Raw genomic sequence first — 22,386 nt, 5'->3', positions numbered from 1 at the left:
AGATTTCCGCTGCGAGCTCAGGAGGGAAATCATGACGCTGATCAAGGTGATTGAGGTGCTGGCCGAATCCGATCAGAGCTGGGAAGAAGCAGCCCGTCGAGCCGTCAAGATTGCGTCGCAGTCTGTTCGCAATATCCGCTCGATCTACATCGAGAATTTCGAGGCTGCGGTCTCCGAAGATTCAATTCGGGTCTATCGCATCAACGCGAAAATATCCTTCGCACTTGAGCCTGCGGACGAGTAAGACCGACGCCGTATTATCGAACGACGAGAACCGGAATCCTCGAGTGGGTGAGAACCTTCATGGTTTCACTCCCAAGCAGGAGAGCGGAAACGCCGCCGCGACCGTGGGAAGCCATGACGATGAGATCGCAGCGGCGCGCCTCTGCCGTTCGAATGATCGCCCGATAGGGCTCATCATCTTCAAGATGAACCTTTTCGATCTCAACACCGGCATCCTCTGCCAATTTTGCGGCTTCTGACAGCGTCTTGGTAGCCTGTCCCTTCATGTGGTGTCTGAACGTCGATGCAGTGTCCTCCAGTTGCTCGGCATCGATCGTGAAGACATGGAAGCGTTCCGTAACGGTGAGCACAATGACTTTTGCGTTCACCGCTTTTGCCAGTTGTACGCCGTGGTCAATCGCACGAGCGGCGAGCGATGAGCCGTCGGTCGCGATCAGAATATTCCGGTACATCTGAAGTCTCCTTCGCTCTTCAAACCTGGCAGCGTCTGATTGCGTTTAATACGATAGAAGAAGAGGGACAGGGCAGCTTTTCAGCATCGACTGAGTAACGCCGCCGAGCACCAGTTGGCGTAAACGGGAGTGAACGAAGGCTCCCATGACAAGCAGGTCGGCTCTCAGAAGCCCGGCCTGGGTTCTTATCGTCTCGCCGACATCGCCGTCCTTCGAGGCTAGATCCTTGACGGCGCAATTGACGCCGTGGCGGACCAAATGTGGGGCCAGTTCCGCTCCAGCGATCGATTGGGAAAGATCCTTTTCGCCCGAGACGCTCAAGATCTCGACCTGATCGGCTCCCCTCAGGAACGGCAGCGCGTCGTTGACGGCGCGTGTTGCTCTTGCGCTGCCGTCCCACGCGATCACGATTCGGCGGCAGTGAAATGTGTCGGTACCCTTGGGGACGACGACCAGCGGTCTTCCGCTGCCGAAAAGCGTTTCCTCGAGCAGGCCGCGACCAAGGCTCAAAGAGTCAGGCTCCGCATCGACGATTGTGGCGTCATGAATGCGTGCCCGTTTCGCGAACTGAGGAGCCAGAACGGAGTAATGCTCCTGGACGACCTCGGCCGTGCATGGGATGCCGGCAGTAATACAGTCCTGCCGGGCCTGTTCCGTGGCCGCGTCCGCCACCTCGCGCAGGCGACGGTTTTCCGATGCCACCAATCCTGCCGCCACATCGCTGACGAAGGCATGCGTAATCGTCATTTCCGGCGTGAGGGAACAGACCGAAACATGAGCCCCGGCCTGTGATGCGAGTGAGAGCGCGTAGCGAAGAGCGGAGGACGGTGCCTTATCTTCCGGGTTGAAACCGACAAGAATGCTCTTGAGGTTCTGAAGCGTCATCTCGATCTCCTGTGGCCCGTGAAAGAGTGCCCCAAGAGACCAACCTTAACTTTGATTATACTCAAAGCTTTTGAAGATATCCCCGCTACGGGGTATGGGCGAGAAGCCCCTCTCTCGTGAGTTCGCTCCAGGCGTCTTCTGCGCTGTTTGCAAACTTGAGAAGATCACAGTCGCGCGGCGAAACCATTCCACTCTCAATCAACGCATCGAAATTGATGATACTTTTCCAATATTCCTCGTCGAAGAGGATGATTGGCAGCGGTGGAGCCTTCCCCGTCTGGCGGAGGGTGAGGAGTTCGAAGAGTTCGTCCAAAGTGCCGAACCCGCCTGGAAACACGACAAGAGCGTTCGCCCGCATCGCGAGGTGCATCTTCCTCATCGCGAAGTAATGGAACCGGAAAGTCAACTCGGGCGTCGAGTAGGGGTTCGGCTCCTGCTCATGCGGCAGAGTGATGTTGAAGCCGATGGAGGGGGCCCCCACATCGTGCGCTCCCCTGTTCGCCGCCTCCATCAGGCCGGGGCCGCCACCTGTCGCGATGACGTTGTCGCGGACTCCACCATTGTCCGTCAGGGCGCCGCCGCGGGATGAGGCGATGCGTCCAAACAACCGGGCCTGCTCATACCAGAACGCCTGTCGGCCGGGGCCGTTCTCCCGCACGCGGGCGCTCCCAAAGACAACGATCGTCGAGCGCACGCCCCAATTCCGCAGGCTTTCTTCTGCCTTGGCATATTCGAGAAGAAAGCGGACACCCCGCATCGAGTCTCCGAGCAGAAAGTCCTGGTCGAAGGCCGCAAGGCGATAGGAGGGAGAGGCGAGTTGAGCCGCATTCGCACTCTTGATGTCGTCCATTCTAAAAGTTCCTGTCGCCGTGCCGGACTGCTGTTGGTTCGTTCCCATCTCTATCAGCGAACGGCTGTGCTTGGAAATCCCCGCCCCGTAAGCACCTTGACCTCAATCAGTTTGTCACCGCGGGGCGGCGTCTAGTGTCTTCAAGCCTATGAGGTCTCCCAATGCCGCAGCATCGAGCCATCGGGTCGGATGGGCTCATGGACGCGATCAGAGCCAGTCAGGCCATCGTGCCGGGACAAGAGATCCGTGCAACGGGATATTGCCTCGGCGGCACGCTGCTTTTTCTTGCTGCTGAGTGATCGGCTGGGCCGGCGAGGCCGCCGATACTTTCCTTCCCGACATTTTGAATGATTTCACCTGTTACTCTATGTTACATTTTACGTAACAATCCGTAACGGCGGGGCACCTTTTCCGAGGACTTGGCATGTCCGTCGCGAGCGAAATCCCCCACATTCTCGTCGTTGACGATGATGCCCGCATTCGGCAGATGCTCGAACACTACCTTTCAGATGAGGGGCTTCGTGTCACCACAGCCGATGGTGGCGCAGCAATGCGCGTCGCGCTTCACAAGGACAATCCGGATATCATCTTGTTGGATCTCATTCTTCCTGGGGATGACGGCTTGGCGCTGGCCCAGGAGATTCGGCAAAGGTTGCCTGAGGCCGGAATCATCATGCTGACCGGCCGCAACGATCCGGTCGACCTGGTGGTCGGTCTGGAGGTGGGCGCGGATGATTGCATCGCCAAACCTTTTCACTTACGTGAAGTTCTGGCGCGCATTCGCAGCCTGCTACGTCGCGTCCATTCGGCGAAAGGGGAAAAGGCGGGCAATCAGGTTCTCAGCTTTGAGGGTTGGTCGCTTGATCCCGGGCGCAGGCGCCTCACCGGCGCCGATGGCCGGGAAGTCGCGCTGACGAGTGGGGAGTTCGATCTGCTGCACGCATTTGCCAAGCATCCACAGCGAGTGCTCAAGCGTGAGCAGTTGATGGACATGACAAAGGGGCGGGAATGGGATCCGCTTGGCCGATCAATCGACGCGCAGATCGTCCGTCTGCGGAAGAAGGTCGAGGCCGACCCCAAAAAGCCGGCCCTGATCAAATCGGTGCGAAGTGTCGGCTACGTCTTCGCTGCTACGGTACGAGCGGGCGGCAATTCGTATCATGACTGACATTGGTCAATGCACACCGGAAACCTGTTGTCATGGTCCCTGAACAAATTTGAGAAGGTGGAACGCTTCGACAAAGGAGAACGCGTCATGGTGGCACTCAAGGCAGGGAACTTGAATAGGAAAATGCGCGAGCCGCCGGATGTGATGACTTCTGTCGCGGGGCTTTGGAGATCTTCGGCTCTCGACCTGCCCTTGATGTTGATGAGCGAGTCGCTTCGGTTCATGGGACACCGCCTCCAGGCTCAGGCCGATCATTTGGCCACGCTCACGCAGTGCAAGAGCGTGGCAGAAGCTTTCGAATCCCAGGCGTCCTTCGCTCAGACGACGGTGTCCGATTACATGACTGAGACCAGCACGATCATGCAGGAGGCTCGATCCGCGATGACGCCGCAGAAGGCGGCCTGATCGGGGCAACCTAGCGCCACCTCGCTCAGCAGTCACTCAATGGAGGCTGTGGTGATCAAGGACGTGCTCGTCCATCTTGATGGAACTGAGGGCGACGACTGGCGCATCGCCAACATGGAGCCCATAGCCAAGGCTTGCGAGGCGCATGTAACGGGGCTCTTTCTTAATCGTCTCGCGCCGGGGACGATGCCGATCGAGGCCGGCTATGTCGGCGCGCAGTTTCTGGAGCAAATCCTTGAGCAGGCGCGCGAGGAGGGAGATCGGATCGAGAAGGATCTGGCCGAGCGTCTGACCCGTCTCAATCTCCCTTGCGAAATCCGGCGAATAGACGCTTTCTCCGATGAAATTCCGGAGGCCGGAGCGTTGGAGGCGCGGGTCTCCGATCTGTGCGTCGTGCTGCGCCCCTACACTCAGGATGGTGCACAGCGATGGCTCGGCCTCGTCGAGGGGATTCTTTTCGGGTCAGGAAGGGGCCTTCTCATTGCTCCGGAGAAGAAGCCCGCCCGTTCCACGATCGAGCATGTCCTCATTGCCTGGGACGCCGGTCGGGAGGCTGCGCGCGCGCTTGCCGAGGCAATGCCGGTTTTGAGACAGGCACGCGATGTCACGATCCTTGTCATCGATCCGGATGATGACGGGCCAAAGCAACAGACGAGCGCGCGCCTTGTTCAGTTCCTAGAACGACATGGCGTCAATGCGCGCATTGTGCATGCCCATAGCGACGGGAACAAGGTTTCCGACCTCCTGATAGAGGAAACCGAAAAAAGAGACGCGGACCTGTTGGTGATGGGTGGGTATGGTCATGCGCGCTTCCGTGAGTGGATTCTCGGAGGTGTGACGCGCGACTTGCTTCACTTCTCCCCGGTTCCCTTGCTTCTCGCGCATTAGCTAATGGGCCATCAGCACCGGCACTTCGGATGCCTCGAGCATCTCCCGTGTTGCACCGCCCAGCATCCACTCCCGAGCTCGGGAATGGCCATAGCCTCCCATGACGACCAGGTCCGCCGAGAGTCGGCGGGCTTGGTCCATCACCAGGTCGCTAAATCCAGCGCCATTGCTCTGGAGGAGTTTGACGTCGATGCGAGCCCCATGACGGGCCAAATGCCTTGCGACCTCAGCGGTGGGATCGTCCGAGCGATCATCGGTCTCATGCTCAGGATCAATCGCGAGAATCATGACTTGGGTTGAGGCTTCGATAAGAGGGATCGCTTCCGCTACGGCTCGGCTTGCCTCGCGCGTGTCGCGCCAGCAAAGAAGAATGCGTCGAATTGCTTCGTTGCGACGCCACCCCGGCGGGATCGACACGATCGCGCGCCCGCTATCGAACAAAACAGCTTCAAACAAATCGTCCCATTCCATCTTGCCGCCATCCCGATAAGGACGAGTCATGATGAAAAGATCAGCCCATCGAGCTTCTTTTGCTATGCAATCAGCTAACATTGCTCGAGTGTCATCCACCCGGCGAATCTTATTCGGAACGCCGAGACGTGAGAAACGCTCCGCTAGCCGTTGCATGATAAGGTCTCCTTGCCGCCTGGCTTCGTCCTCCAGAGCACCCAGAACCCCGGCGGCAGCAACTCCTCCATCAATCGGGACGAGACTCGCATAGTCAGGAAGAGGATTGGTGAAGAGGCCGACGAGATGGGCTTGGGTGGGCGAGGCCATCATCTCCGCATATGCGAGGCGCCCTTCATCGCCGAGGCCTCCATCCAGATGCACGAGAATGTCCTTGATCATCATGATGCTCCATCAGCCTTCTTAAGATTGCCCGGCCGGGGTGGAATCCGAACCCTCACAAGAGAGATCCGGCCGGTAGGCGATGAACCCACTGTAAGGTTCAACGAAAACCAGATGGTCCCGAACCGCTTTCACGCCGGGGATATTTTCGACCGCAACGTGGACCGCTGGCCGCTCCCGCTCATCAAGCAATGTCCCCCATAGGTCCACGACGCCGCCGGAGACGGAGACGTTGAGCAGGGCGATGGGCGCCCAGGATTGGGTTTTGAGTTCGCGAAGAATCGCTTCTCTGATCTCGCTGTCGACCGCATCGATCGGGAGAGGGCTTTGCTGAAGGGTCGCGGCGAGCGCACGGAGGATATCAGCCCGACTGACGATCCCGACGACCGTTCCGTCTCGCACGACGGGGATGCGTTTAATGTTACGCTCATTCATGAGCGTAACAATTTCCTCCAGGGGGGCCTTCTCGCCAACGGTCGTTACGGACTGAGTCATGACATCCGCAACCTTACGGCCATGGGCTTGAACGTATTCGTGAGCCAGACGCCCTGGGCTGAGGACCAATTCCAGCCAGCGTGGCCTTTTCCTCTCCGTTCCGAGCTCGGAGCGTCGGAGAAGGTCCCCTTCCGTCAGAATGCCGCTTAGGTCGCCGCTGATGGTGATGACGGGAAGCCCGCTGATCCGCTTCTCGAGCATGATCTCGGCTGCGCTCGCCAACGATGTCTCAGGCGTAACGCTGACTATCTCGCGCGTCATGAGGTCGGCCGCGTGCATCGATGTCTCCCGTCTCTATCGACGGGAGGAAGTGTAGCCGACGTCGGCCGCACCGCTTTGATCGCGGTCAATCAGCCAAGCTGATAATTCGAATTTTCTGATCGCGCGGAGAAATCCTACTGATGGAAACCGCCCCTCCCCGGCTCCCCTGTCTCGATTGGGTCAGTTTCAACGGGAGGCAGGGCCGGCTTCGGCCAGGGAGGATGCGCCAGCTCGAAATCGTCGAGCCCAGCGAAGCGAGAGAGTTCGGCCGGGTTATGCAAGAAGACTTTATGTCGGCCTTCCATCGAGACCAGGCCGGCCTGCTTGAGTTTTGTGACGGCGCGGCAGACAGTTTCAATCGTCAAGCCTAAGTAATCTGCCATGTCGAGGCGGGTCATGGGGAGGTCGAAGGAGATCGGTACCGCTTGCCCCTTTCCAACGCGGCGGGCGTTCATCAAAAGAAAGCTTGCGACACGCTCCTCCGCACTCTTCTGGCCAAGCAAGACCATCTGCTCTTGAGCGGCCTCGAGTTCGCCTGCAATCACGCGGAGAATATCATGATGGAGATAGGGGCAGTCTGTCGCGAGCGCGTGTAGCCGGCGACGTGGAAAGCGGCGCAGGCGCACGTCGGTGACGGCTTCAGCCGTATAGAGATAGCGGTCGTGGAAAGCGAGACCAAGAACATCGCCGGGAAAGGCAAAGCCTGTGATGGCCCGCCGGCCGTCGGGTAGAATTCTATAAAGCCTTAGCAATCCCTCGCCGATCATAAACGCATCGGAAGCCACATCGCCCTCCCAAAAAACGCTGTGCCCCGCATGACAGAACTCGAGGACGCGGGAACCGAAAACTATCTCCAATGTCAGCTTGGCCTGGTGGGAAGCTCCAGGAAAATGGTCGACCGACGCGCTCGCGGAATACACCATCGCGTTACCCTCGGAGAATCTCTCCGAGTCGGCGCCTAAAAGCGCGCTTCTTAATGGTCATTGCGTAACGGCTGATGATCGATCTGTAACATTTTGTAACACGAGCCTAGCCTCGCGACGGTGCGTTACCGCCGCGCAAGGTTATCGTGAACACATGGTTATCCGGTCCCTTCATTATCGATGCAAATATATAAACTCATTCCGTTAGTGCAAAATTGACGCAAATCAGAGGTGTTCTTTCGCGGCTCGCGCAGAGCGGGAAGGTATTTCGGATTCAGGGCATATCAGAGATAGCGGCCAAGCTTCTCTAAAGGAGCTGTAAGCGCGAAACGCCGCATGCAAAACGGTGCGAAGTGATTGTTGGGATTGCGAAATTTTTTAATGATTGAGGAAGATCAGTTTGACTAAACACAAACGACGCCAAAGTCCTTCGCGTCGATATCCTGAGTGAAGACTGCATGGAGAGGGTGATGGACGACAGGAGTTTGCGTCAACTCGTTCTGGATGAGCTCGATTTTGAGCCGAGCATTAACGCTGCCCATATCGGCGTTGCCGTCGAAGATGGCGTTGTCACCTTGAGTGGGCATGTCGGAAGTTATGCTGAGAAGGTCTCGGTAGAGCGAACCGTCCAGAGAGTGAAGGGGGTTCGCGCGGTTGCCGAAGAAATCGAGGTTCGATACCCGGCCGACAGGAAGACCTCTGACGATGAGATTGCGATGCGAGCGCTCAATATCATCGCGTGGGATGCCCGTGTCCCTGAAGGAAAGATTCATCTGAAGGTGCAGAAGGGCTGGGTGACGCTGACCGGGCAGGTGGAATGGCAATACCAGAGACTTGCGGCCGAATCCGCGGTTCGCAAGCTGTCAGGGGTAGTGGGCGTCGCGAATATGATCGAAATCAAGCCTCACCTCCAGGCCCCTGACGTGAAGCAGAAAATCATGGATGCGCTCAAACGCAGCGCCGAGATCGAGGCGGATGCAGTTCAGGTCACCGTGAAAGATGACAGGGTCATCTTGGATGGGAAGGTCCACGATTGGTACGAGCGTGTTGTGATTGAGCGGGCCGCCTGGTCCGCACCGGGCGTCAAGGCGGTTGAGGACAGGCTCATCGTGGCGTGACCTTGACATTGATCAGCGCGGCTCGCTGTCCCGGTGTTAGGATCACCCATCTCGGTGTTTAGGTGGGGTGTCCTATGCAAATCAGCGCACGGAGCATCGATATTGCATTTGGCATAGCCGGTGCGATCCTCGGCGGCATTCTGTTTCTCTCCCCCTGGTTCCTCGGGTTTAACTCCGTACCAATTGCGGCCTGGAACGCCTGGTTCTGCGGCGGCTTGATAGCACTCATCTCTCTTTCGTCCTTGTCCCAAGCGTATGACTGGGAGGAATGGATAGATCTGATCGTCGGGCTTTGGACCGCCGCATCGCCGTGGCTATTAGGGTTCTTCGGCACGATCTCGGCGATGTGGGTCCATCTGATTGTGGGACTTGGCATTGTCGTTCTGTCCGCCCTCGAACTGCAAAGGATTTACGCCGCGTCGTAGGCGCGGCCCATTCAATTATCGTCTGATCGATTGTGCGAAGATCGCTGATACGTCGAGAACGGTCAGGCGATCCGCGAGGGTTGAGACTAGTACGGAAGGCTGCGGGATGGTGTTTGTCAGGACGACGTGATCGATCGTCGGCTGCGTCAGGTTATCGATCAGCGACATGCCGCCTACGCCGTGCGTTGCGGCGACGATGACCTTTCTCGCCCCGTGATTACGGCATTGGGCGGCCACTCTCGCCATCGTAGCGCCCGTGCTGATAAGGTCGTCGAGGATGATTGCGACCCGGTCGGCGACGTTGCCGACGAAAAGATCTCCTGACAACTGCCCCATGCTCCGCTGCTTGTCGGAAAGGGCCTTCGAGACAGAGTGTCCCGAGAGTTTTTCCAGGTCTTGACGAAAGGTTTCTGCTCGCTTCGCTCCCCCGATGTCCGGCGATACGACGGCCATCGGGGCGCCACGGGTCGTTTGGACAATGTGCGCAGCCAGGACTTCATTGGCCACTAGATGCTCGGTGTCGCATCTAAAGGCATTCTGAAATGCTGCAAGATTATGTACCTCCATCGTAATCAGCCGATCCGTTCCAACTGCCTCGAACAGCTGGGCGACATACCGAGTGGTCACGGGGTCAAAAGGCTTCGTTTGGCGGTCTTTTCGAGCGTAGCACAGATAAGGCGCCAATACCGTCACGCGGCTCGCGCCAGACTCCTTAAGCGCACCGATAAAGAACAGCAGCCGGCATAGCCGATCGTTAACGCTCTGCCCATCTCCGCCATGAAGGCCGGCCGTTACGAAGGCCTCGCTGCCACGAACATCGACGAGAGGGCGCGCTTTATGTTCGCCGTCCTCGAACTCTCGCTCCTCATGCCTCTGAAGAGGGGCGCCGAGGTGACGCGCGATATGCTCACCCATGGCGGTAGCCGAGGAGAGCGCGAAGAGAAGTTGTCCATGTCTGGGCGGGGCCAGACGAAATTCATGCGGCGCGTGGAGTGGCGCCTCGATATGGTGCAGAGCCACACCGCCAAAAAGACCATCGACAGTGCGGCCGTCGCTCGCGAGCGGAGCGACCACGATCTCAACACTTGCCCTCGTGCCGTCTCGTCGGCTGATGACGAATTCTGCGAGGACCGGCTCAGCGCGCTCCCTGACGAGATTGGCCAGCCGCCGCAAGCGCACGGCTTCGCGCCGTTCCGAGGCATCGGTCAGGATGATCGCGCCTGGATCGCACGGTCCAACGAGCGATTCCAGGGTCGCCCCTCCGAAAATCAGCGATAGATCATCTCCATGGGGAGCAAAGCGGAAAATGAAGGCATTTGCCCCGTCGTCGCCCAGATCGGATACCGCGATCTCGGCGGGTTTAGGTGCGATGACGTTCTTGCGTCGTTCTATCCAGTACGTCAGGAGCCGCGAGAGCGATGAGTCCCGGGGCTGGGGTGCGAAATCCAGCCGTTCAAAAAGTCTCCGAAGCTTTGGATCAGTTGCCGCGAAAGTGGTCACCGCTGCGCCGCGCCGATTAAATATGGGGTGTAAGCGTATGGATTATCGCGTAGCGAGAAGCTGACTTTTCTCAATCTCGCGAGGTGGCTTCTCGCCCTTCCTAAGACGTCGAATGGTCGACTTCTCCCTCCTCGCTCGAACTTGCAAAATGTGAGGCTTCGCGCAGGTAGGCGAGAACCTCATCATCTGACAGCTGGTGAAAGTCGCGATAGAATTCGCCTATGCCGAAGAACGATTGGGGTGTGAGGAGACTCACCACATCGTCCACATCCCCCCGCAGGGACAAGGCGGTGTCCGCCGGAGCAACCGGGACAGCGAGAACAAGATGCGCTGCGCCGCGCCGGGCGAGGGCTTTCAGTGCGGCTCTGACGGTCGTTCCAGTCGCGATTCCGTCATCGACAAGAATGACAGTGTGGCCGGTCACGGAGGTAGGCTGTCGGTTAGAGAGATAAATTCTGCGGCGGCGTTCGATCTCTTTCAGCTCCCGCTGAGCGAGGGCCCCGATGGTTTCTTTGTCGAGCCCCGCCCAGGCAACAACCTCGTCATTGAGAACAATATCAACGCGCTCTCCATCCACGACGGCGGCTGCAGCCAGTTCGGGCTGGGCAGGAAGGCCGATTTTGCGGACGAGGAGAAGGTCAAGGGGCGCCTTCAGCACCTTCGCAATTTCGAACGCGACAGGAACCCCGCCCCGAGGAAGCGCGAGAACAACTGGCTTGTCCAACTCCATTCGAGCAAGCTCTACCGCCAGAAGGCGTCCGGCGCTCGTTCGATCATGAAACTCGTTCATGCGAATATAATTATCCTCTCCTCCCGCTCACGCGCCTGCTGGGTATGAATATCCGGCGCAAGCACAGGGATATTGATGATAATCAAGGTATGTCGGCTGAGATTGTCTCTCTTGATGAAATGGTCTCGCGGCCCGTCGGAGAGATGACGCCCTCGTCAGGAGAAGGCGACAAGCGCGCCGTTACGCTTGACGCGAAGGTGCGCTTTCTCAGCGAGTCCTCCTCCTATCCTCACGCGCCTCGGGACGTGACGTGGAAAGAGACCCATATGTCCTGGATCTTCTTAGCCGGGGATCGGGTCTTCAAGCTGAAGAAGGCGGTGCATTACCCTTATCTCGACTTCTCGACGCTTGCGGCGCGGGAGCTCTACTGTCGCGAGGAGATCAGGCTCAATGGTCGCCTTGCCAAGGGAGTGTATCTGGGCGTTGTGTCGCTGACCCGGTCGGATGACGATCTCCTTGCCTTGGGAGGGGAGGGGGAAATTGTGGAATGGCTTGTCGTGATGCGCCGCCTACCATCCGAACGCATGCTTGACGCCTTGTTGCGGGGCGGAGGCTTGGATGATGAGGCCATTTCGCGTCTGGCTCAATTGCTTGCTGATTTTTACAAGAAGGCAGAACGTCCGATTCTCTCATGTGACGCAACTTTCCGACGGTTTTCCGACGAGATGGTCGACAACCGGAACGTCCTGACATATCCGCCGCTCGACTTCGATCAAGCGCGCGTCGACGCACTTCTCACCCGCGTCGACGCAGTCTTGTATCTTTTCCGCCCCAAACTCGAGGAACGCGTTAGAGCAGGACACGTCGTTGACGGTCATGGTGATTTACGGCCGGAGCACATTTGTCTCAACGATCCGATCGTTATCTTCGACTGTCTGGAGTTCAACAGAGATTTCCGGCTGGTGGACCCCTTCGAGGAACTGGCCCTCCTCGACATCGAGTGCACGCGCCTCGGCGCCCCCCTTTTCGGGCCACTCCTGATGGATCACGTGGCTCGGTTGCTTGGCGCGGACATTCCTCGCGATCTGGTCTCACTCTATCGGGTCCTGCTCGCGACGCTGCGCGCCAGATTGTCCCTGGCGCACTTGCTGGATCCGGCTCCTCGGGAGCGAGGGAAGTGGCTTCCATTGGCCAAGGGATATCTCAAGATCGCAGAAGCGGCGCTTTGTCGGATATGACGTCGTGCAAGCGATTTACCGGCTTACTGGATGCGCGGAGAATAGCGAATGAGCTCGAAAATTCGACTTCCCCATAATGGCCTGGCTCTCGTCAGCGATGGCCGAAAGGCACTTGTCCTCCGAAATGAGGGGGATGAGCTTTATCCTAACTTGAAAGTCGACAAGGTTCTTGAGGCGCCCGAAAATCCTCCAGCCGCTCAGCAGGGCACGGACAAGCCGGGGCGCGCATTCATGCTCGACCAGCGAGGCGCGGTTGAGCAGACGGACTGGCACGCTCTCGCAGAGCAGCGCTTTGCGGATGAAGTGGCAGAGGCCTTTGAGGCGATATGTTTCGAGAGTGGCGTCAAGGCCGCAATCATTGCCGCCCCGCCGCGTACGCTGGCGGAACTGCGCAGCCGCTTTTCTGAGCAGATGAGAAAAATCATCCTCGCGGAAGTCAACAAAGACCTCACGAAGCACCCGGTCTATGAAATCGAGCAACATCTGATCGCGACGTAGAGAAAGGTTCCGTCAAAGTGTCGCCACTCGTGCCGCGATTTCTCTTTCATAGTCCTGAAGCTCTTCGTCTATGATGACCGGATAGGGCGTCATGGCCGGGGCGACTGTTCGCAGTGCCCGCGGAAGCTCCGACAGCATTCGACTTGTTCGATTCTTTATATCGGAGATCGGCGGACTTGGCCCAAGCCGGTGGCCTCCGAGCATCACAGGCTTCAGGAGTGCTGTCCCTTCAGATTGTCTTGAATCCAGTCGGGCGATGACGTCGCTTTCGGCCATCCCGCCGGCATAGTGGCGGAAGACCTGCTTGCGCCCGGGGAGCGTGCGCTTCCGAGGCGAGAACTTCATTCGTCCGACTCCCTCGTATTCGACGATCTTATAGGCGATGTCGAATGCGGGCAGATCCATCGAGACACTCATGTCGGTTCCGACACCAAACGCATCGATTGGCACGTCCGCCGCGAGGAGTCTTGAGATTTCACTCTCGTTCAGGCCGCCGCTAACGAAGATCTGGAGATGGTGCAGTCCTGCTCCATCCAGAATGGATCTTGCTTGTTGCGACAACGACACGAGATCTCCGGAATCGAGCCTGATTCCATGGATCTTGCAGTCCGGTCCCAGTTCTCGCGCGAGGTCTACGACACGGCTGACGCCCTCGAGCGTGTCGTAGGTATCGACCAGGAGGGTTGTTGTTGGAAATACCGTCGCGAAACTGCTGAACGCCTCGATTTCCGTGGCGCACGCCTCGATGAAGCTATGGGCCATCGTTCCAACCACGGGGATGCCATACTGTCTTCCGGCTTCCAGATTCGACGTTGCAGATATTCCGGCGATGAAGAACGCCCGCGCGCCTTTGATCGCGGCATCCAATCCCTGAGCGCGTCGGCCGCCAAAGTCGACGACCGGGCGCCCTTTCGCCGCTTCGACGACGCGGGCGGCTTTCGAGGCAAGGAGAGTTTGCAGTCCAACTTGATTGAGGACGAGCGTTTCGATGATCTGAGCCTCGCCGATTGGTGCGATGACCTCAAGGATGGGTTCATTCGCGAAAAAGGGCGTTCCCTCCTCAAGCGCGAAAATGTCTCCAGTGAAACGGAACGATCTTAGGTTTTCGAGGAATTCTTGCGGGAACAGACCGAGCGTCGACAGATAGCCAATGTCACGATCGCTAAAGGCGAGATTTTCTAGCTGGTCCAGAAGACAATTCACGCCGCAGGCGATCAGGAAGTTTCGCTCAGGCGGAAGGGTGCGAACGAACAAGTCGAACGCGGCCACGCCGTTCATGCCACACTCACGATAGGCATGGAGCATGGTCATCTCATAGAGATCGACAAAGAGTGAAGCGCTTGAGCCGCCTCGGACGTCCTGATGCGACGTCTGCATCTCTCCGCTCCGTCCAGACGGGCCGCTCCCTTCTACACCTCAGGAGGTACTGAAGGCGGGATCCCAAGGGGCTCACCGGGGCCAGGGCCTTCGTCGGGCGGCCCAGGTGGGATACCCAAAGGCTCTCCAGTTCCTGGTACGCCCGGGGGCTCCGGCGCGGCCGGATGCACAGGCTCAGGCATCGGGCTTGGGACATCGGGCTGAGGTTGGGGAGGAGGCGATGGAGAAGGGGTGTCAGGCATGAACTTGCTTTCCGTTGCTCCGCTTAACTGAAGAACGCTCCGAACGCGGGGCTGTCGATTGACCCGGCCCCGATTGTGCACGCTCCGCCATCAAGGCCATCATTATTCCATAACGGGCTGGCTGCTCGATCGGTCATGTTCTGTGATAGGCCACAGGGCACGAACATCTTCAGGTAGGGCTTGGCGAACTTTGTCGAGTTGGCCCGCGCTGACGTGTCGCGACAGGACATTAAAGACGGCCTGAATAGCTTTGACCCGATTGACGGAGCGCTGGTTGGTCAGCTCTCCACTCACATGCTCGATAAATTCATGCTGTGAACGGCCACGTTCGGGCTTCTGAACCAAACGCCAGCGATCATAATAAAGCCCACGCACAAGAAGCGGCAGCTGGGCGCCGAGATGGACCGCTAGTTCCGCCGGAATCCAATCCCGAACGCCGTGCAGCACCGCTCCCAAAGCGTGCCACGCGAGTTCCCTGTCGGGGCCGATTTCATCCATGGTCTCACCGAGCCAGGTGTTGCTGGTTTGGAGCGTCTTGTCGAAGACTTCGAGGCCTGTCGCACTCATCAGTCACCTCCGCTCAAGGGGAGCCCAGGTCAGCGATGGATTTTGGTGGCAGTAAGAGACGGCATCATCGGGATGGGTTGTTTGCCTTGCGAAATGTCAACGACCCCTTGAGCACGCAAGGCGATAGGGATACCGCGGCTCGGCTGGGAGCGAGATGTTTACGGCGATGCTCAGCGCCGATCTGTTAAGGTGACAACGATGGCGCAGAGCCAGACAGCCGGCGGAAGAGAGCCGCCCGACGAGTATTATCCGACGCCGCCGCCGACGGAGCCGCGGTCGGATCGTCTGGTGCCGCCGGACGCGCCGCTGAGTGAGCCGCCGGCAGTGCCCTCTCCGTTACCGGAGACGCCCGATCTCGAACGACCGGCGATCCATCCAACGCCTCCACCGGAAGTGTCATAAGAAAGAAGCTAGGTTGGCTGGACGAGATTCGTGAGCAAGCGGAATGCTCCGGGAACGAGCTTGTCGAGCTGATGATGCAAGACAAGGCTGACGTGGGTGTGACGGCCACGATCGATTGCGCCCGAGATCAGTGCTCCCTCGAGCGGCTTTTCTCCAGCGTCGTTCATTGCGAGCAGGGGCGTATAGCTGTCATCCCAAGCGGAGGCGAAATACAGGCCCCGCTCCTTGTCCCAGTCCGCCCAATCCTCATCGCCGATGCGATTGGGGCCGAGGAGGAGCGGGTGCGTTGGTGCCAGGACCCGCACGGGAGCGTGAGGATCGGTTACACGCCAGCGAAGCGATGGCGAGCCGATACGAATAGGACGCGGGGGAGTTCTGGCCGGATCCCAGCCGTCGGTGGGGCGATGGTAGAGCGTGACAAGGTGCCCTCCCGTTTCAACGAAGCGGTGCAGGTTGTGTGTAGCTGCCGCCAGATCCGGGCGCGTACCGAACGCGAAGATGCCGACGACGATTGTTGTGAAGCGCGACAGGTCGTTTTGTAGGGCATCGCCGTCCAGATCCGTCACATCGAATCCGAGTCGGCTCAACCAGAGACCGACCTTGTCATTGCCGCCGCCTACGTAGCCGATGCGGGTATCGGGGTGGCGCGCGACATCGAGGGCGAGGACATTTAGGACCTCGCGGGTGAGATGCGCCGTGCGGCCGATGTGAGGGTAGGCAATCTCGGTCGAGCGATAGGCGGGTGCCCCATCGGCCCAGGCCTCGACCCGATGGAGACCAGGTGTAAGGCTCGCCGGCGGCGTCACAAGCAGGCCTTTATCATTGCTAGCCACCTGCCAGCCTTCCGGCGCCTTAAGCGCAACATTGCCCTCGCTAGCGCGAAGAGTGGCTTTTACGGTGAATGGTTGTGGCGCAGTCTGGAGATTGACGAGAATGGTCTCTGGATCGAGCGCGACGGAATGGTCGGGCGCGATGCGCAGGGGTTCTTCCAGGTCGACGGTTGATTGCACCTTTCGGCCACCAATCTCTGCTTCGAGCACAACAGCAAGATCGCCGTTTCCACCGGCTGCGCGGTAGTGCGGCGGAAACAGGTTGGTCAATGCTGTGTCTGTCGCGATATCGAGATCGAACCAATGCGTTTGTTGGCGCGTGCGTGAGGCGACTGAGACATTCGACCGCGAGAGGGGGGAGACGGACACACTTTCGCCGCTACCGTCCAGCGCGATATGCAATGCGGTTCTGCCGCCCGGCGGCACGACGGCCGGTTCTACCCATGCCCGAGCATGCACGCCGCTCGCTTCCAAAATAACAGCATCAAGTTCTCGCAGCTTACGCGTGAGGCGATGGCCGTGGGAATCGAGAACCGGGTGAGAAGAAGCGGCGAGAGCGCTCTCGATTGAGCGCGCAGAGGCAAGGGCTGCTTTGACGATACGCTCTCTGTGTGGGAAAGCCGCGGTGGCCTCATCGATAGCCTGCTGAGCCGCGAGGAGATGAGAAGCGACCTCCCGCGGAACGTCGGGATAGGACGCCACCGCGCCGACGGTTGAGGGCAGACCGTCTCGGATATCGCTCTCGCTATTTTGATTCTGGCCGAGGTGGAGCGGCCAGGATTGGAGCGGGTTCTCTCGCCACACACCCATGCCTTGCGTCAGATGCTTGGCTCGCGACCATTCTCCGATCCGCGCGAAGGGCGCTCCTGTTGCTGCATCAGAGCCTGGAGTGCGAACCACGACCGTCGTCTCGGGAGGGGGGACCTCATCGTCGTAGGTGATACCGCCGCCGGACCATGCGGGCAGATAAAACTTGGCTACGCGCCAAGGCTTTAAGCCTTCCGTGAAGTGGTCCGGATATGCGCTCGGATCCGAGGCGCGTTCAACGGCGATCTTCGCGGACCTCGTCATGGCGCGGTGATGGCCGTGCTGCCCCGGCACGTCGAGGAAGGTCGGAATGACGATGTCGGGCCGCTCCTCCCGAAATGCGCGGACGAGGCGCTCGATGAGAAAGTCTTCGCCCCAGCGTCGGAGCGTATCGTCGCCGTTCTTGGAGAAACCGAAGTCATGGATCGGATCGTCAGGGCCATGGCCGACCCAGATCACATCGGCATCCAGAACCTGCGCAGCGGCCTCCAGTTCGCGCGTTCTGACGATTCCCAGGGCCGCTCCGCGCTCCGGGCCGATGGCATTTTGCCCTCCTTCTCCTCGCGTTGAGCACAGAATGGTCACGCGCATTCCGAATCCGAAACGGAAAGCGGCGAGCATTCCGTTGTGCTCGTCGTCGGGATGCGCGCCTGTGTTCATGACGGTCAGAACAGAGGTCAGCCGCTCAAGCTTGCGATGCAGGCGCACTAGAGCGGGATCCGCCATTTCTCTCGCGATCCGTTCGTGATCCCGCAACATCGTCATGTCCTTCGTCGATGGAATTTCAAGGAGTGGTTTGGATGGCCGTGTCGAGTCGAGGCGTCATCGTTTCCAGAAGAGGCAATGCCGCCGCTCCCAGCGCCGCTGTCAGGCCCCCGGTCGCGCCGCGGATCACGCGCGGAACGGCGCGTTGGCGTCGGCTCGCGACGGAGAGCGGGAGCGGATCAAGCGCCGTGATGAGATCATCGAGAAGCGCATCGGGCAGCGCGCCGCCAAAGATGATGCTTTCAGGGTCGAACAGATTTTCCAGCATGCCGACGACCGGAGAGAGATACGTTGCCGCCTCTGCGAGCCATTCCCGCAGAACGGGATTTTCTTCGGCGTGGAGCTTTTCGAGAGCACTGGGATCGTCGCAGGCAATACCGTTCACGCGCAAACGCTCTTTGAGAGCATGCAGCGATGCATAACCTTCCAGACAGCCTCGGTTGCCACAGGCACACGGCTTTCCGCCGGGCGTGACGATGACATGGCCGATCTCGCCTGCATTGCCGAATGCGCCCCGCATGGGACGCCCATCGGCAACAATACCGAGGCCGAGGCCCGTGCCGAAATAGAGGAGACAGAAATTCTTGAGCGATCTGGCAGTGCCGTGCAAACGCTCGCCGACGGCGGCGGCGGTCGCATCGTTCTCGACCAATGTGACCCTGCCAGTTGCGGCACTCAAAAACAAAGCCGGATCATGACCCGCCCAACCGGGAAGCGTTGTCGGGCCAACGGAACTCATGCCTTCGATCTCGAAGGGACCGGGCATCACAACGCCGATTCCAAGAAGTCTCTCAGACGATCCAGGGATTGTGGCGCAGGCAGCCTCGATCTCGGTCTTCAGAAGCGGTGTGATGCGGTGAGGGGCAGTATCGCCAATCGGCGTTGAACGATGGTTTCGGATGCGGCCGGTGAGGTCGACGAGCACAGTCGCCATGTGATCGGGCGCGATCTCGATGCCGATTGTCATCCCGCCATCGGGATTGACCATGACCTGGACGGGCGGAAGGCCACGGCCGGAGCGCAAACGCCCACATTCGAGCAGAAGCCCTTCCTCCAAAAGTTCGCCGACGATGTTGGAGACCGCCTGCGAACTGAGATGAGCGAGTCTCGCAATCGCAGTGCGTCCGAGCGGACCGTGCAATCGCACCGCGTCCAGTACGACGCGCCGATTATGCGAGCGGTTGCGTTCCGGATTGTTGCCGATTGCAACTTTTGCTGGCGGCGAGGGCTTTTGACGGGGCATCGCGAACTCGTATCCACCAGGACGATGGCCGCACTCAGCGAATAACTCAAGTGAATTATTTTATTGACAGCAGGTGGTCGAGCAAGCGAGCCTATCAGAATGGGCGGGAGGGATCGCGCTCTGCCTAGGGAACAAACGCCACGCCGATGCGAAGCTCGGGTGGATCATGTGGAGGGTCTCGCATGCGTTTTAAAAAGATGGTCGCCGGTCTCGCGTTCGGCGTCAGCGTCCTCGCTGCCAATGCCGCGAGCGCAGTTGAGATCGAGTATTGGCAATATGTCTTCGACAGCCGCGTGAAGGCGATGGATCAGTTGATCCAGAAATTCCAGGCGGCCAACCCTGGGATCACGGTGAAGCACACGACCTTCCCGTACGCTGAATATCAGACGAAAGTCGCAGCCGCCGTGACGGCCGGACAGGGACCGGACGTGGTTCAGCTCTTCTACGGTTGGGTTGACGGCTTCCTCGCGGGCAAATTGATTCAGCCTTTGCCGAAGGACGCTTTCCCGCACGACAAGATCGAATCGGAGTTCTTCCCGATTGTCACCGCGATGAAGCGCAACGGCGAATATTATGGCCTGCCGACGGCGGTTCGCTCGCTGGCGCTTTTCTACAACAAGAAGGCCTTCCAGGCCGCGGGCCTCGACCCGAACAAGCCGCCGCAGAACCTTGAAGAATTCCTCGCCGCGGCTGAGAAGGCCGTCAAGCGCGATGGCGCGGGCAATATCGTTTCGGCCGGCGTCACGCTCGACATGGCCGGGCAGGATCACCAGTGGTGGCGTGAAGTTCTGATCCGCCAGAATGGCGGCGTGCCGTACACCGACAATGATCGCAAGGTCGCCTATGATAGCGAAGCGGGCCTAAAGGCGCTGCAATTCTACACCGACCTGCAGACCAAGTATAAGGTTGGCCTCGCCGGCTTCATGGATGAGGGCCAGGCGGCGTTCAAGGCGGGCCTTGCCGCGATGACGATCGATGGCACCTTCCGCCTCGGAGCATTCAATTCCATCAAGTCGTTCGAATGGGGCGTCACCGAACTGCCGGCGGACTCGAAGGGCATGCGCAGCAACTATGCGAGCTACTTCGCGAACGCCATCACCGGCAAGGTGCAGGGCGAGAAGCTCGAGGCGTCGAAGAAATTCCTCGCTTACATCACGTCGCCCGAAGCGATGGATATTTGGCTCAAGGCCGTCGGCGAGTTGCCGGCCCGCCGCTCTGCGGCGTTGACGTCGGAGAACCTGGCGAACCCGATTTACGGTCCGTTCCTGAAGGGCCTCGAATACGCCCGTACTACGATGTTCGTGGATGAGGCGGCTCAGCGTCAGGTCGCGATCGACATGGTCAATCGCGTTCTGATCCAGAAGCAGGATCCGAAAGCCTCGCTCGCTGAGGCAGCGAAGGCCGAGCAGGCCATCATCGACCGCGCGGCGAAGTAAGACCATGACAGCGACGGCATTGCCTGCGAAATCCGCCCGCGCCTGGGACAGGCTCAGCCTGCGCCAGAAGCGCGTGTTATGGGCCTGGTCCTTCCTGGCAGTGCCGATCCTGTTCTACAGCGCGATCCGCTTCTGGCCGACACTTGAAGCATTCGCGCTGTCCTTCACCAACTGGAATCTCTTGAGGCCGGCGGCTTTCGTCGGCCTCGAGAACTACAAGCGGCTTTTGGCCGACCCGCTGTTCTGGCAGGTGTTCGGCAACACCTTCCTCTATCTGATTATAGGCACACCGGTCAGCCTCGTCATTTCCTTCACCGTCGCCTACTATCTTGATCGCGTGCGCTTCATGCACGGGTTCATCCGAGCTCTTTACTTCATCCCGTTTCTCACGACGGCTGTGGCGATGGCTTGGGTGTGGCGCTGGTTCTATCAGCCGGTTCCGATTGGCATTTTCAACGCTATTCTCACGTGGTTCGGCATTCCGCAGCAGCCGTTCCTTCGCTCGACCACGCAAGCTCTGCCTGCAATCCTGGCTCCGGCAGTGTGGGCCGGTCTCGGCTTCCAGGTTATCATCTTCATCGCAGGGTTGAGAGCCATCCCGACCTCGTACTACGAGGCCGCGCGGATCGATGGGGTGTCGGAGTTCACCATTCTTCGGCGCATTACACTGCCGCTGCTGAAGCCCACCATCGTGTTTCTGGTCGTATTCTCCTCCATCGGCTTTCTGCGTATTTTCGACCAGGTCTACAACATGAACTTCAACGATCCGGGCGGGCCGCTCAACACGACAAAGCCGCTCGTGCTGATGATCTACCAGACGGCGTTCAAGTCGCTGGATATGGGATATGCGGCGGCTCAAACGGTTGTTCTGTTCCTCATCCTACTCGCCGTCTCGCTCATTCAGCTCCGCATCCTGAAGGATCGCTGACGATGACTATGAATGTCGCCGCTTTAGAAAACCCAGTCGCGCGCCGGTCGATCCGCCCCGGGCGCATCATTATCTGGACGTTGCTCTTCCTGGGTGGCGTCGTGATGATGACGCCCATCCTCTTCATGCTTTCAACCTCGCTAAAGGATGCGTCTCAGGTCTATGACCTGCGCCTGATCCCGGAAGCACCCTCCCTGGACAACTATGTAGCCGTGCTGTCCGATGGACGCTTCTTGCGCTGGTTCCTGAACTCGCTGTTCGTTGCTGTTTGCGTTACCGTCTCAAACGTCTTTTTTGACTCGCTCGTCGGCTATACGCTCGCGAAGTTTAATTTCAGAGGGCGTTACATCGTCTTCATCGCCATTCTCTCGACCCTGATGATCCCGACGGAAATGCTGGTCATTCCCTGGTACTTGATGGCGAGCAACTTCGGATGGGTCGATACCTATTGGGGCATCATGTTCCCCGGTATGATGACGGCCTTCGGCACATTCCTTATGAAACAGTTCTTCGAGACGGTACCGGATGAGTTCCTCGAAGCCGGCCGCGTCGATGGGTTGAATGAATTCACGATCTGGTGGCGCGTCGCGATGCCGCTCGTCACGCCAGCAATCTCGGCACTCGCGATCTTCACTTTCCTGGGCAATTGGACGGCATTCTTCTGGCCACTCATCGTCACGAACAGTCGCGATCTCTATACCCTGCCTGTCGGCCTTTCGAGCTTTGCTGTCGAGCAGGCTATTCAATGGGAAATGATCATGACCGGAGCGAGCATTGCGACGATTCCGACCCTGATCGTCTTTCTTCTCCTCCAGCGCTACATCGTTCGCGGCGTGATGCTCGCGGGTCTGAAAGGGTGAT

The 22,386-nt window shown here is 59.0% G+C and carries 24 protein-coding genes; 12 read left to right on the top strand and 12 right to left on the bottom strand.

Going from position 1 to position 22,386, the window contains the following annotated elements:
• Positions 1 to 31: 31 nt before the first annotated feature.
• Entirely contained in the window at positions 32 to 244 is a 213-nt protein-coding gene (locus HB375_RS00310) for a dodecin family protein (protein ID WP_167670861.1), read from the top strand.
• 13 nt (positions 245 to 257) lie between these two features.
• Here the strand turns inward: HB375_RS00310 and HB375_RS00305 are convergent, their stop codons facing one another.
• From HB375_RS00305 to HB375_RS00295, 3 genes are all read right to left on the bottom strand, one after another.
• Positions 258 to 695: a universal stress protein gene (locus tag HB375_RS00305; protein WP_167670859.1), complete on the bottom strand. Its 438-nt coding sequence runs from the start codon at positions 693 to 695 to the stop codon at positions 258 to 260.
• Positions 696 to 740: 45 nt separating this feature from the next.
• The gene (locus HB375_RS00300) at positions 741 to 1,580 is read right to left on the bottom strand and encodes a universal stress protein (protein ID WP_167670857.1); all 840 of its coding nucleotides are present in this window, start codon (positions 1,578 to 1,580) and stop codon (positions 741 to 743) included.
• A gap of 85 nt (positions 1,581 to 1,665) precedes the next feature.
• Positions 1,666 to 2,430 (bottom strand): LOG family protein, encoded by a 765-nt coding sequence (locus HB375_RS00295; protein WP_167670855.1) that lies wholly within the window; start codon positions 2,428 to 2,430, stop codon positions 1,666 to 1,668.
• A gap of 161 nt (positions 2,431 to 2,591) precedes the next feature.
• Here HB375_RS00295 and HB375_RS00290 point away from each other — a divergent pair, with 161 nt between their 5' ends.
• The 4 genes from HB375_RS00290 (at position 2,592) to HB375_RS18325 (ending at position 4,891) form a co-directional block, all read left to right on the top strand.
• Complete coding sequence (locus tag HB375_RS00290; protein WP_167670739.1) at positions 2,592 to 2,729, top strand: hypothetical protein; 138 nt, start codon at positions 2,592 to 2,594, stop codon at positions 2,727 to 2,729.
• 125 nt (positions 2,730 to 2,854) lie between these two features.
• Positions 2,855 to 3,598 carry a response regulator gene (locus HB375_RS00285; protein ID WP_167670853.1) on the top strand — a complete coding sequence of 248 codons (744 nt, stop codon included), beginning with the start codon at positions 2,855 to 2,857 and terminating at the stop codon, positions 3,596 to 3,598.
• Positions 3,599 to 3,607: 9 nt separating this feature from the next.
• Positions 3,608 to 4,003 (top strand): phasin family protein, encoded by a 396-nt coding sequence (locus tag HB375_RS00280; RefSeq protein ID WP_167670851.1) that lies wholly within the window; start codon positions 3,608 to 3,610, stop codon positions 4,001 to 4,003.
• 51 nt (positions 4,004 to 4,054) lie between these two features.
• Complete coding sequence (locus HB375_RS18325) at positions 4,055 to 4,891, top strand: universal stress protein (protein ID WP_167670849.1); 837 nt, start codon at positions 4,055 to 4,057, stop codon at positions 4,889 to 4,891.
• Here the strand turns inward: HB375_RS18325 and HB375_RS00270 are convergent, their stop codons facing one another.
• The 3 genes from HB375_RS00270 to HB375_RS00260 all read right to left on the bottom strand — a co-directional run bounded on the left by HB375_RS00270 (position 4,892) and on the right by HB375_RS00260 (position 7,419).
• The gene (locus tag HB375_RS00270; RefSeq protein WP_167670847.1) at positions 4,892 to 5,743 is read right to left on the bottom strand and encodes a universal stress protein; all 852 of its coding nucleotides are present in this window, start codon (positions 5,741 to 5,743) and stop codon (positions 4,892 to 4,894) included.
• A gap of 18 nt (positions 5,744 to 5,761) precedes the next feature.
• The gene (locus HB375_RS00265; RefSeq protein WP_167670845.1) at positions 5,762 to 6,514 is read right to left on the bottom strand and encodes a CBS domain-containing protein; all 753 of its coding nucleotides are present in this window, start codon (positions 6,512 to 6,514) and stop codon (positions 5,762 to 5,764) included.
• A 116-nt stretch (positions 6,515 to 6,630) separates the two neighbouring features.
• On the bottom strand, positions 6,631 to 7,419 hold the full coding sequence (locus HB375_RS00260) for a helix-turn-helix domain-containing protein (protein ID WP_167670842.1): 789 nt from the start codon (positions 7,417 to 7,419) through the stop codon (positions 6,631 to 6,633).
• Positions 7,420 to 7,889: 470 nt separating this feature from the next.
• Between HB375_RS00260 and HB375_RS00255 the strand changes: the two genes are divergently transcribed.
• A complete protein-coding gene (locus tag HB375_RS00255; protein WP_167670840.1) occupies positions 7,890 to 8,537 on the top strand; it encodes a BON domain-containing protein in 648 nt (215 codons plus the stop codon).
• A 74-nt stretch (positions 8,538 to 8,611) separates the two neighbouring features.
• Positions 8,612 to 8,962: an SPW repeat protein gene (locus tag HB375_RS00250; RefSeq protein ID WP_167670838.1), complete on the top strand. Its 351-nt coding sequence runs from the start codon at positions 8,612 to 8,614 to the stop codon at positions 8,960 to 8,962.
• Positions 8,963 to 8,977: 15 nt separating this feature from the next.
• Here HB375_RS00250 and prs read toward each other — a convergent pair whose 3' ends face one another.
• Together prs and HB375_RS00240 are read right to left on the bottom strand one after the other, a co-directional pair.
• Positions 8,978 to 10,462, bottom strand: coding sequence for a ribose-phosphate diphosphokinase (gene prs, locus HB375_RS00245; protein ID WP_167670836.1), 1,485 nt, complete (start codon positions 10,460 to 10,462; stop codon positions 8,978 to 8,980).
• A gap of 100 nt (positions 10,463 to 10,562) precedes the next feature.
• Positions 10,563 to 11,252 carry a phosphoribosyltransferase gene (locus HB375_RS00240; protein ID WP_167670834.1) on the bottom strand — a complete coding sequence of 230 codons (690 nt, stop codon included), beginning with the start codon at positions 11,250 to 11,252 and terminating at the stop codon, positions 10,563 to 10,565.
• A gap of 44 nt (positions 11,253 to 11,296) precedes the next feature.
• Between HB375_RS00240 and HB375_RS00235 the strand changes: the two genes are divergently transcribed.
• Together HB375_RS00235 and HB375_RS00230 are read left to right on the top strand one after the other, a co-directional pair.
• Positions 11,297 to 12,430: a hypothetical protein gene (locus HB375_RS00235; RefSeq protein WP_246728274.1), complete on the top strand. Its 1,134-nt coding sequence runs from the start codon at positions 11,297 to 11,299 to the stop codon at positions 12,428 to 12,430.
• 48 nt (positions 12,431 to 12,478) lie between these two features.
• Positions 12,479 to 12,928 (top strand): host attachment protein, encoded by a 450-nt coding sequence (locus tag HB375_RS00230; RefSeq protein WP_167670832.1) that lies wholly within the window; start codon positions 12,479 to 12,481, stop codon positions 12,926 to 12,928.
• 12 nt (positions 12,929 to 12,940) lie between these two features.
• Here HB375_RS00230 and HB375_RS00225 read toward each other — a convergent pair whose 3' ends face one another.
• The 4 genes from HB375_RS00225 to HB375_RS00210 all read right to left on the bottom strand — a co-directional run bounded on the left by HB375_RS00225 (position 12,941) and on the right by HB375_RS00210 (position 19,161).
• Entirely contained in the window at positions 12,941 to 14,305 is a 1,365-nt protein-coding gene (locus tag HB375_RS00225) for a nicotinate phosphoribosyltransferase (protein ID WP_167670830.1), read from the bottom strand.
• Positions 14,306 to 14,649: 344 nt separating this feature from the next.
• Positions 14,650 to 15,114 (bottom strand): DUF2267 domain-containing protein, encoded by a 465-nt coding sequence (locus HB375_RS00220; protein WP_167670828.1) that lies wholly within the window; start codon positions 15,112 to 15,114, stop codon positions 14,650 to 14,652.
• 410 nt (positions 15,115 to 15,524) lie between these two features.
• Entirely contained in the window at positions 15,525 to 17,912 is a 2,388-nt protein-coding gene (locus HB375_RS00215; protein ID WP_167670824.1) for a PIG-L family deacetylase, read from the bottom strand.
• A 25-nt stretch (positions 17,913 to 17,937) separates the two neighbouring features.
• Entirely contained in the window at positions 17,938 to 19,161 is a 1,224-nt protein-coding gene (locus tag HB375_RS00210) for an ROK family protein (RefSeq protein ID WP_167670822.1), read from the bottom strand.
• A gap of 182 nt (positions 19,162 to 19,343) precedes the next feature.
• Between HB375_RS00210 and HB375_RS00205 the strand changes: the two genes are divergently transcribed.
• Genes HB375_RS00205 through HB375_RS00195 form a run of 3 tightly spaced genes read left to right on the top strand, consistent with a single transcriptional unit; the run spans position 19,344 to position 22,385 of the window.
• Complete coding sequence (locus tag HB375_RS00205) at positions 19,344 to 20,597, top strand: sugar ABC transporter substrate-binding protein (RefSeq protein ID WP_167670820.1); 1,254 nt, start codon at positions 19,344 to 19,346, stop codon at positions 20,595 to 20,597.
• Between the two features lie 4 nt (positions 20,598 to 20,601).
• The gene (locus HB375_RS00200; protein ID WP_167670818.1) at positions 20,602 to 21,525 is read left to right on the top strand and encodes a carbohydrate ABC transporter permease; all 924 of its coding nucleotides are present in this window, start codon (positions 20,602 to 20,604) and stop codon (positions 21,523 to 21,525) included.
• Between the two features lie 8 nt (positions 21,526 to 21,533).
• Positions 21,534 to 22,385 carry a carbohydrate ABC transporter permease gene (locus HB375_RS00195; RefSeq protein WP_167671691.1) on the top strand — a complete coding sequence of 284 codons (852 nt, stop codon included), beginning with the start codon at positions 21,534 to 21,536 and terminating at the stop codon, positions 22,383 to 22,385.
• Position 22,386: the final 1 nt, after the last annotated feature.

It is taken from the genome of Microvirga terricola (genome assembly GCF_011777495.1).
Taxonomy (GTDB): Bacteria; Pseudomonadota; Alphaproteobacteria; order Rhizobiales; family Beijerinckiaceae; genus Microvirga; species Microvirga terricola.
The sequence above is the reverse complement of the archived record's forward strand: the minus strand, read 5'-3'. Positions and strand labels throughout refer to the sequence as shown.

What these genes read in the sequence shown, in the direction of transcription:
- HB375_RS00230 (WP_167670832.1), top strand. Translation starts at nt 12,479, where the DNA reads ATGAGCTCGAAAATTCGACTTCCCCATAATGGCCTGGCTCTCGTCAGC.
- HB375_RS00305 (WP_167670859.1), bottom strand. Translation starts at nt 695, where the DNA reads ATGTACCGGAATATTCTGATCGCGACCGACGGCTCATCGCTCGCCGCT.
- HB375_RS00195 (WP_167671691.1), top strand. Translation starts at nt 21,534, where the DNA reads ATGAATGTCGCCGCTTTAGAAAACCCAGTCGCGCGCCGGTCGATCCGC.
- HB375_RS00210 (WP_167670822.1), bottom strand. Translation starts at nt 19,161, where the DNA reads ATGCCCCGTCAAAAGCCCTCGCCGCCAGCAAAAGTTGCAATCGGCAAC.
- HB375_RS00295 (WP_167670855.1), bottom strand. Translation starts at nt 2,430, where the DNA reads ATGGACGACATCAAGAGTGCGAATGCGGCTCAACTCGCCTCTCCCTCC.
- HB375_RS00240 (WP_167670834.1), bottom strand. Translation starts at nt 11,252, where the DNA reads ATGAACGAGTTTCATGATCGAACGAGCGCCGGACGCCTTCTGGCGGTA.
- HB375_RS00280 (WP_167670851.1), top strand. Translation starts at nt 3,608, where the DNA reads ATGCACACCGGAAACCTGTTGTCATGGTCCCTGAACAAATTTGAGAAG.
- HB375_RS00300 (WP_167670857.1), bottom strand. Translation starts at nt 1,580, where the DNA reads ATGACGCTTCAGAACCTCAAGAGCATTCTTGTCGGTTTCAACCCGGAA.
- HB375_RS00200 (WP_167670818.1), top strand. Translation starts at nt 20,602, where the DNA reads ATGACAGCGACGGCATTGCCTGCGAAATCCGCCCGCGCCTGGGACAGG.
- HB375_RS00260 (WP_167670842.1), bottom strand. Translation starts at nt 7,419, where the DNA reads ATGGTGTATTCCGCGAGCGCGTCGGTCGACCATTTTCCTGGAGCTTCC.
- HB375_RS00310 (WP_167670861.1), top strand. Translation starts at nt 32, where the DNA reads ATGACGCTGATCAAGGTGATTGAGGTGCTGGCCGAATCCGATCAGAGC.
- HB375_RS00220 (WP_167670828.1), bottom strand. Translation starts at nt 15,114, where the DNA reads ATGAGTGCGACAGGCCTCGAAGTCTTCGACAAGACGCTCCAAACCAGC.
- HB375_RS00290 (WP_167670739.1), top strand. Translation starts at nt 2,592, where the DNA reads ATGCCGCAGCATCGAGCCATCGGGTCGGATGGGCTCATGGACGCGATC.
- HB375_RS00250 (WP_167670838.1), top strand. Translation starts at nt 8,612, where the DNA reads ATGCAAATCAGCGCACGGAGCATCGATATTGCATTTGGCATAGCCGGT.
- HB375_RS00215 (WP_167670824.1), bottom strand. Translation starts at nt 17,912, where the DNA reads ATGTTGCGGGATCACGAACGGATCGCGAGAGAAATGGCGGATCCCGCT.
- HB375_RS00285 (WP_167670853.1), top strand. Translation starts at nt 2,855, where the DNA reads ATGTCCGTCGCGAGCGAAATCCCCCACATTCTCGTCGTTGACGATGAT.
- HB375_RS00265 (WP_167670845.1), bottom strand. Translation starts at nt 6,514, where the DNA reads ATGCACGCGGCCGACCTCATGACGCGCGAGATAGTCAGCGTTACGCCT.
- HB375_RS00205 (WP_167670820.1), top strand. Translation starts at nt 19,344, where the DNA reads ATGCGTTTTAAAAAGATGGTCGCCGGTCTCGCGTTCGGCGTCAGCGTC.
- HB375_RS00235 (WP_246728274.1), top strand. Translation starts at nt 11,297, where the DNA reads ATGAATATCCGGCGCAAGCACAGGGATATTGATGATAATCAAGGTATG.
- HB375_RS00270 (WP_167670847.1), bottom strand. Translation starts at nt 5,743, where the DNA reads ATGATGATCAAGGACATTCTCGTGCATCTGGATGGAGGCCTCGGCGAT.
- HB375_RS00225 (WP_167670830.1), bottom strand. Translation starts at nt 14,305, where the DNA reads ATGCAGACGTCGCATCAGGACGTCCGAGGCGGCTCAAGCGCTTCACTC.
- HB375_RS00255 (WP_167670840.1), top strand. Translation starts at nt 7,890, where the DNA reads ATGGACGACAGGAGTTTGCGTCAACTCGTTCTGGATGAGCTCGATTTT.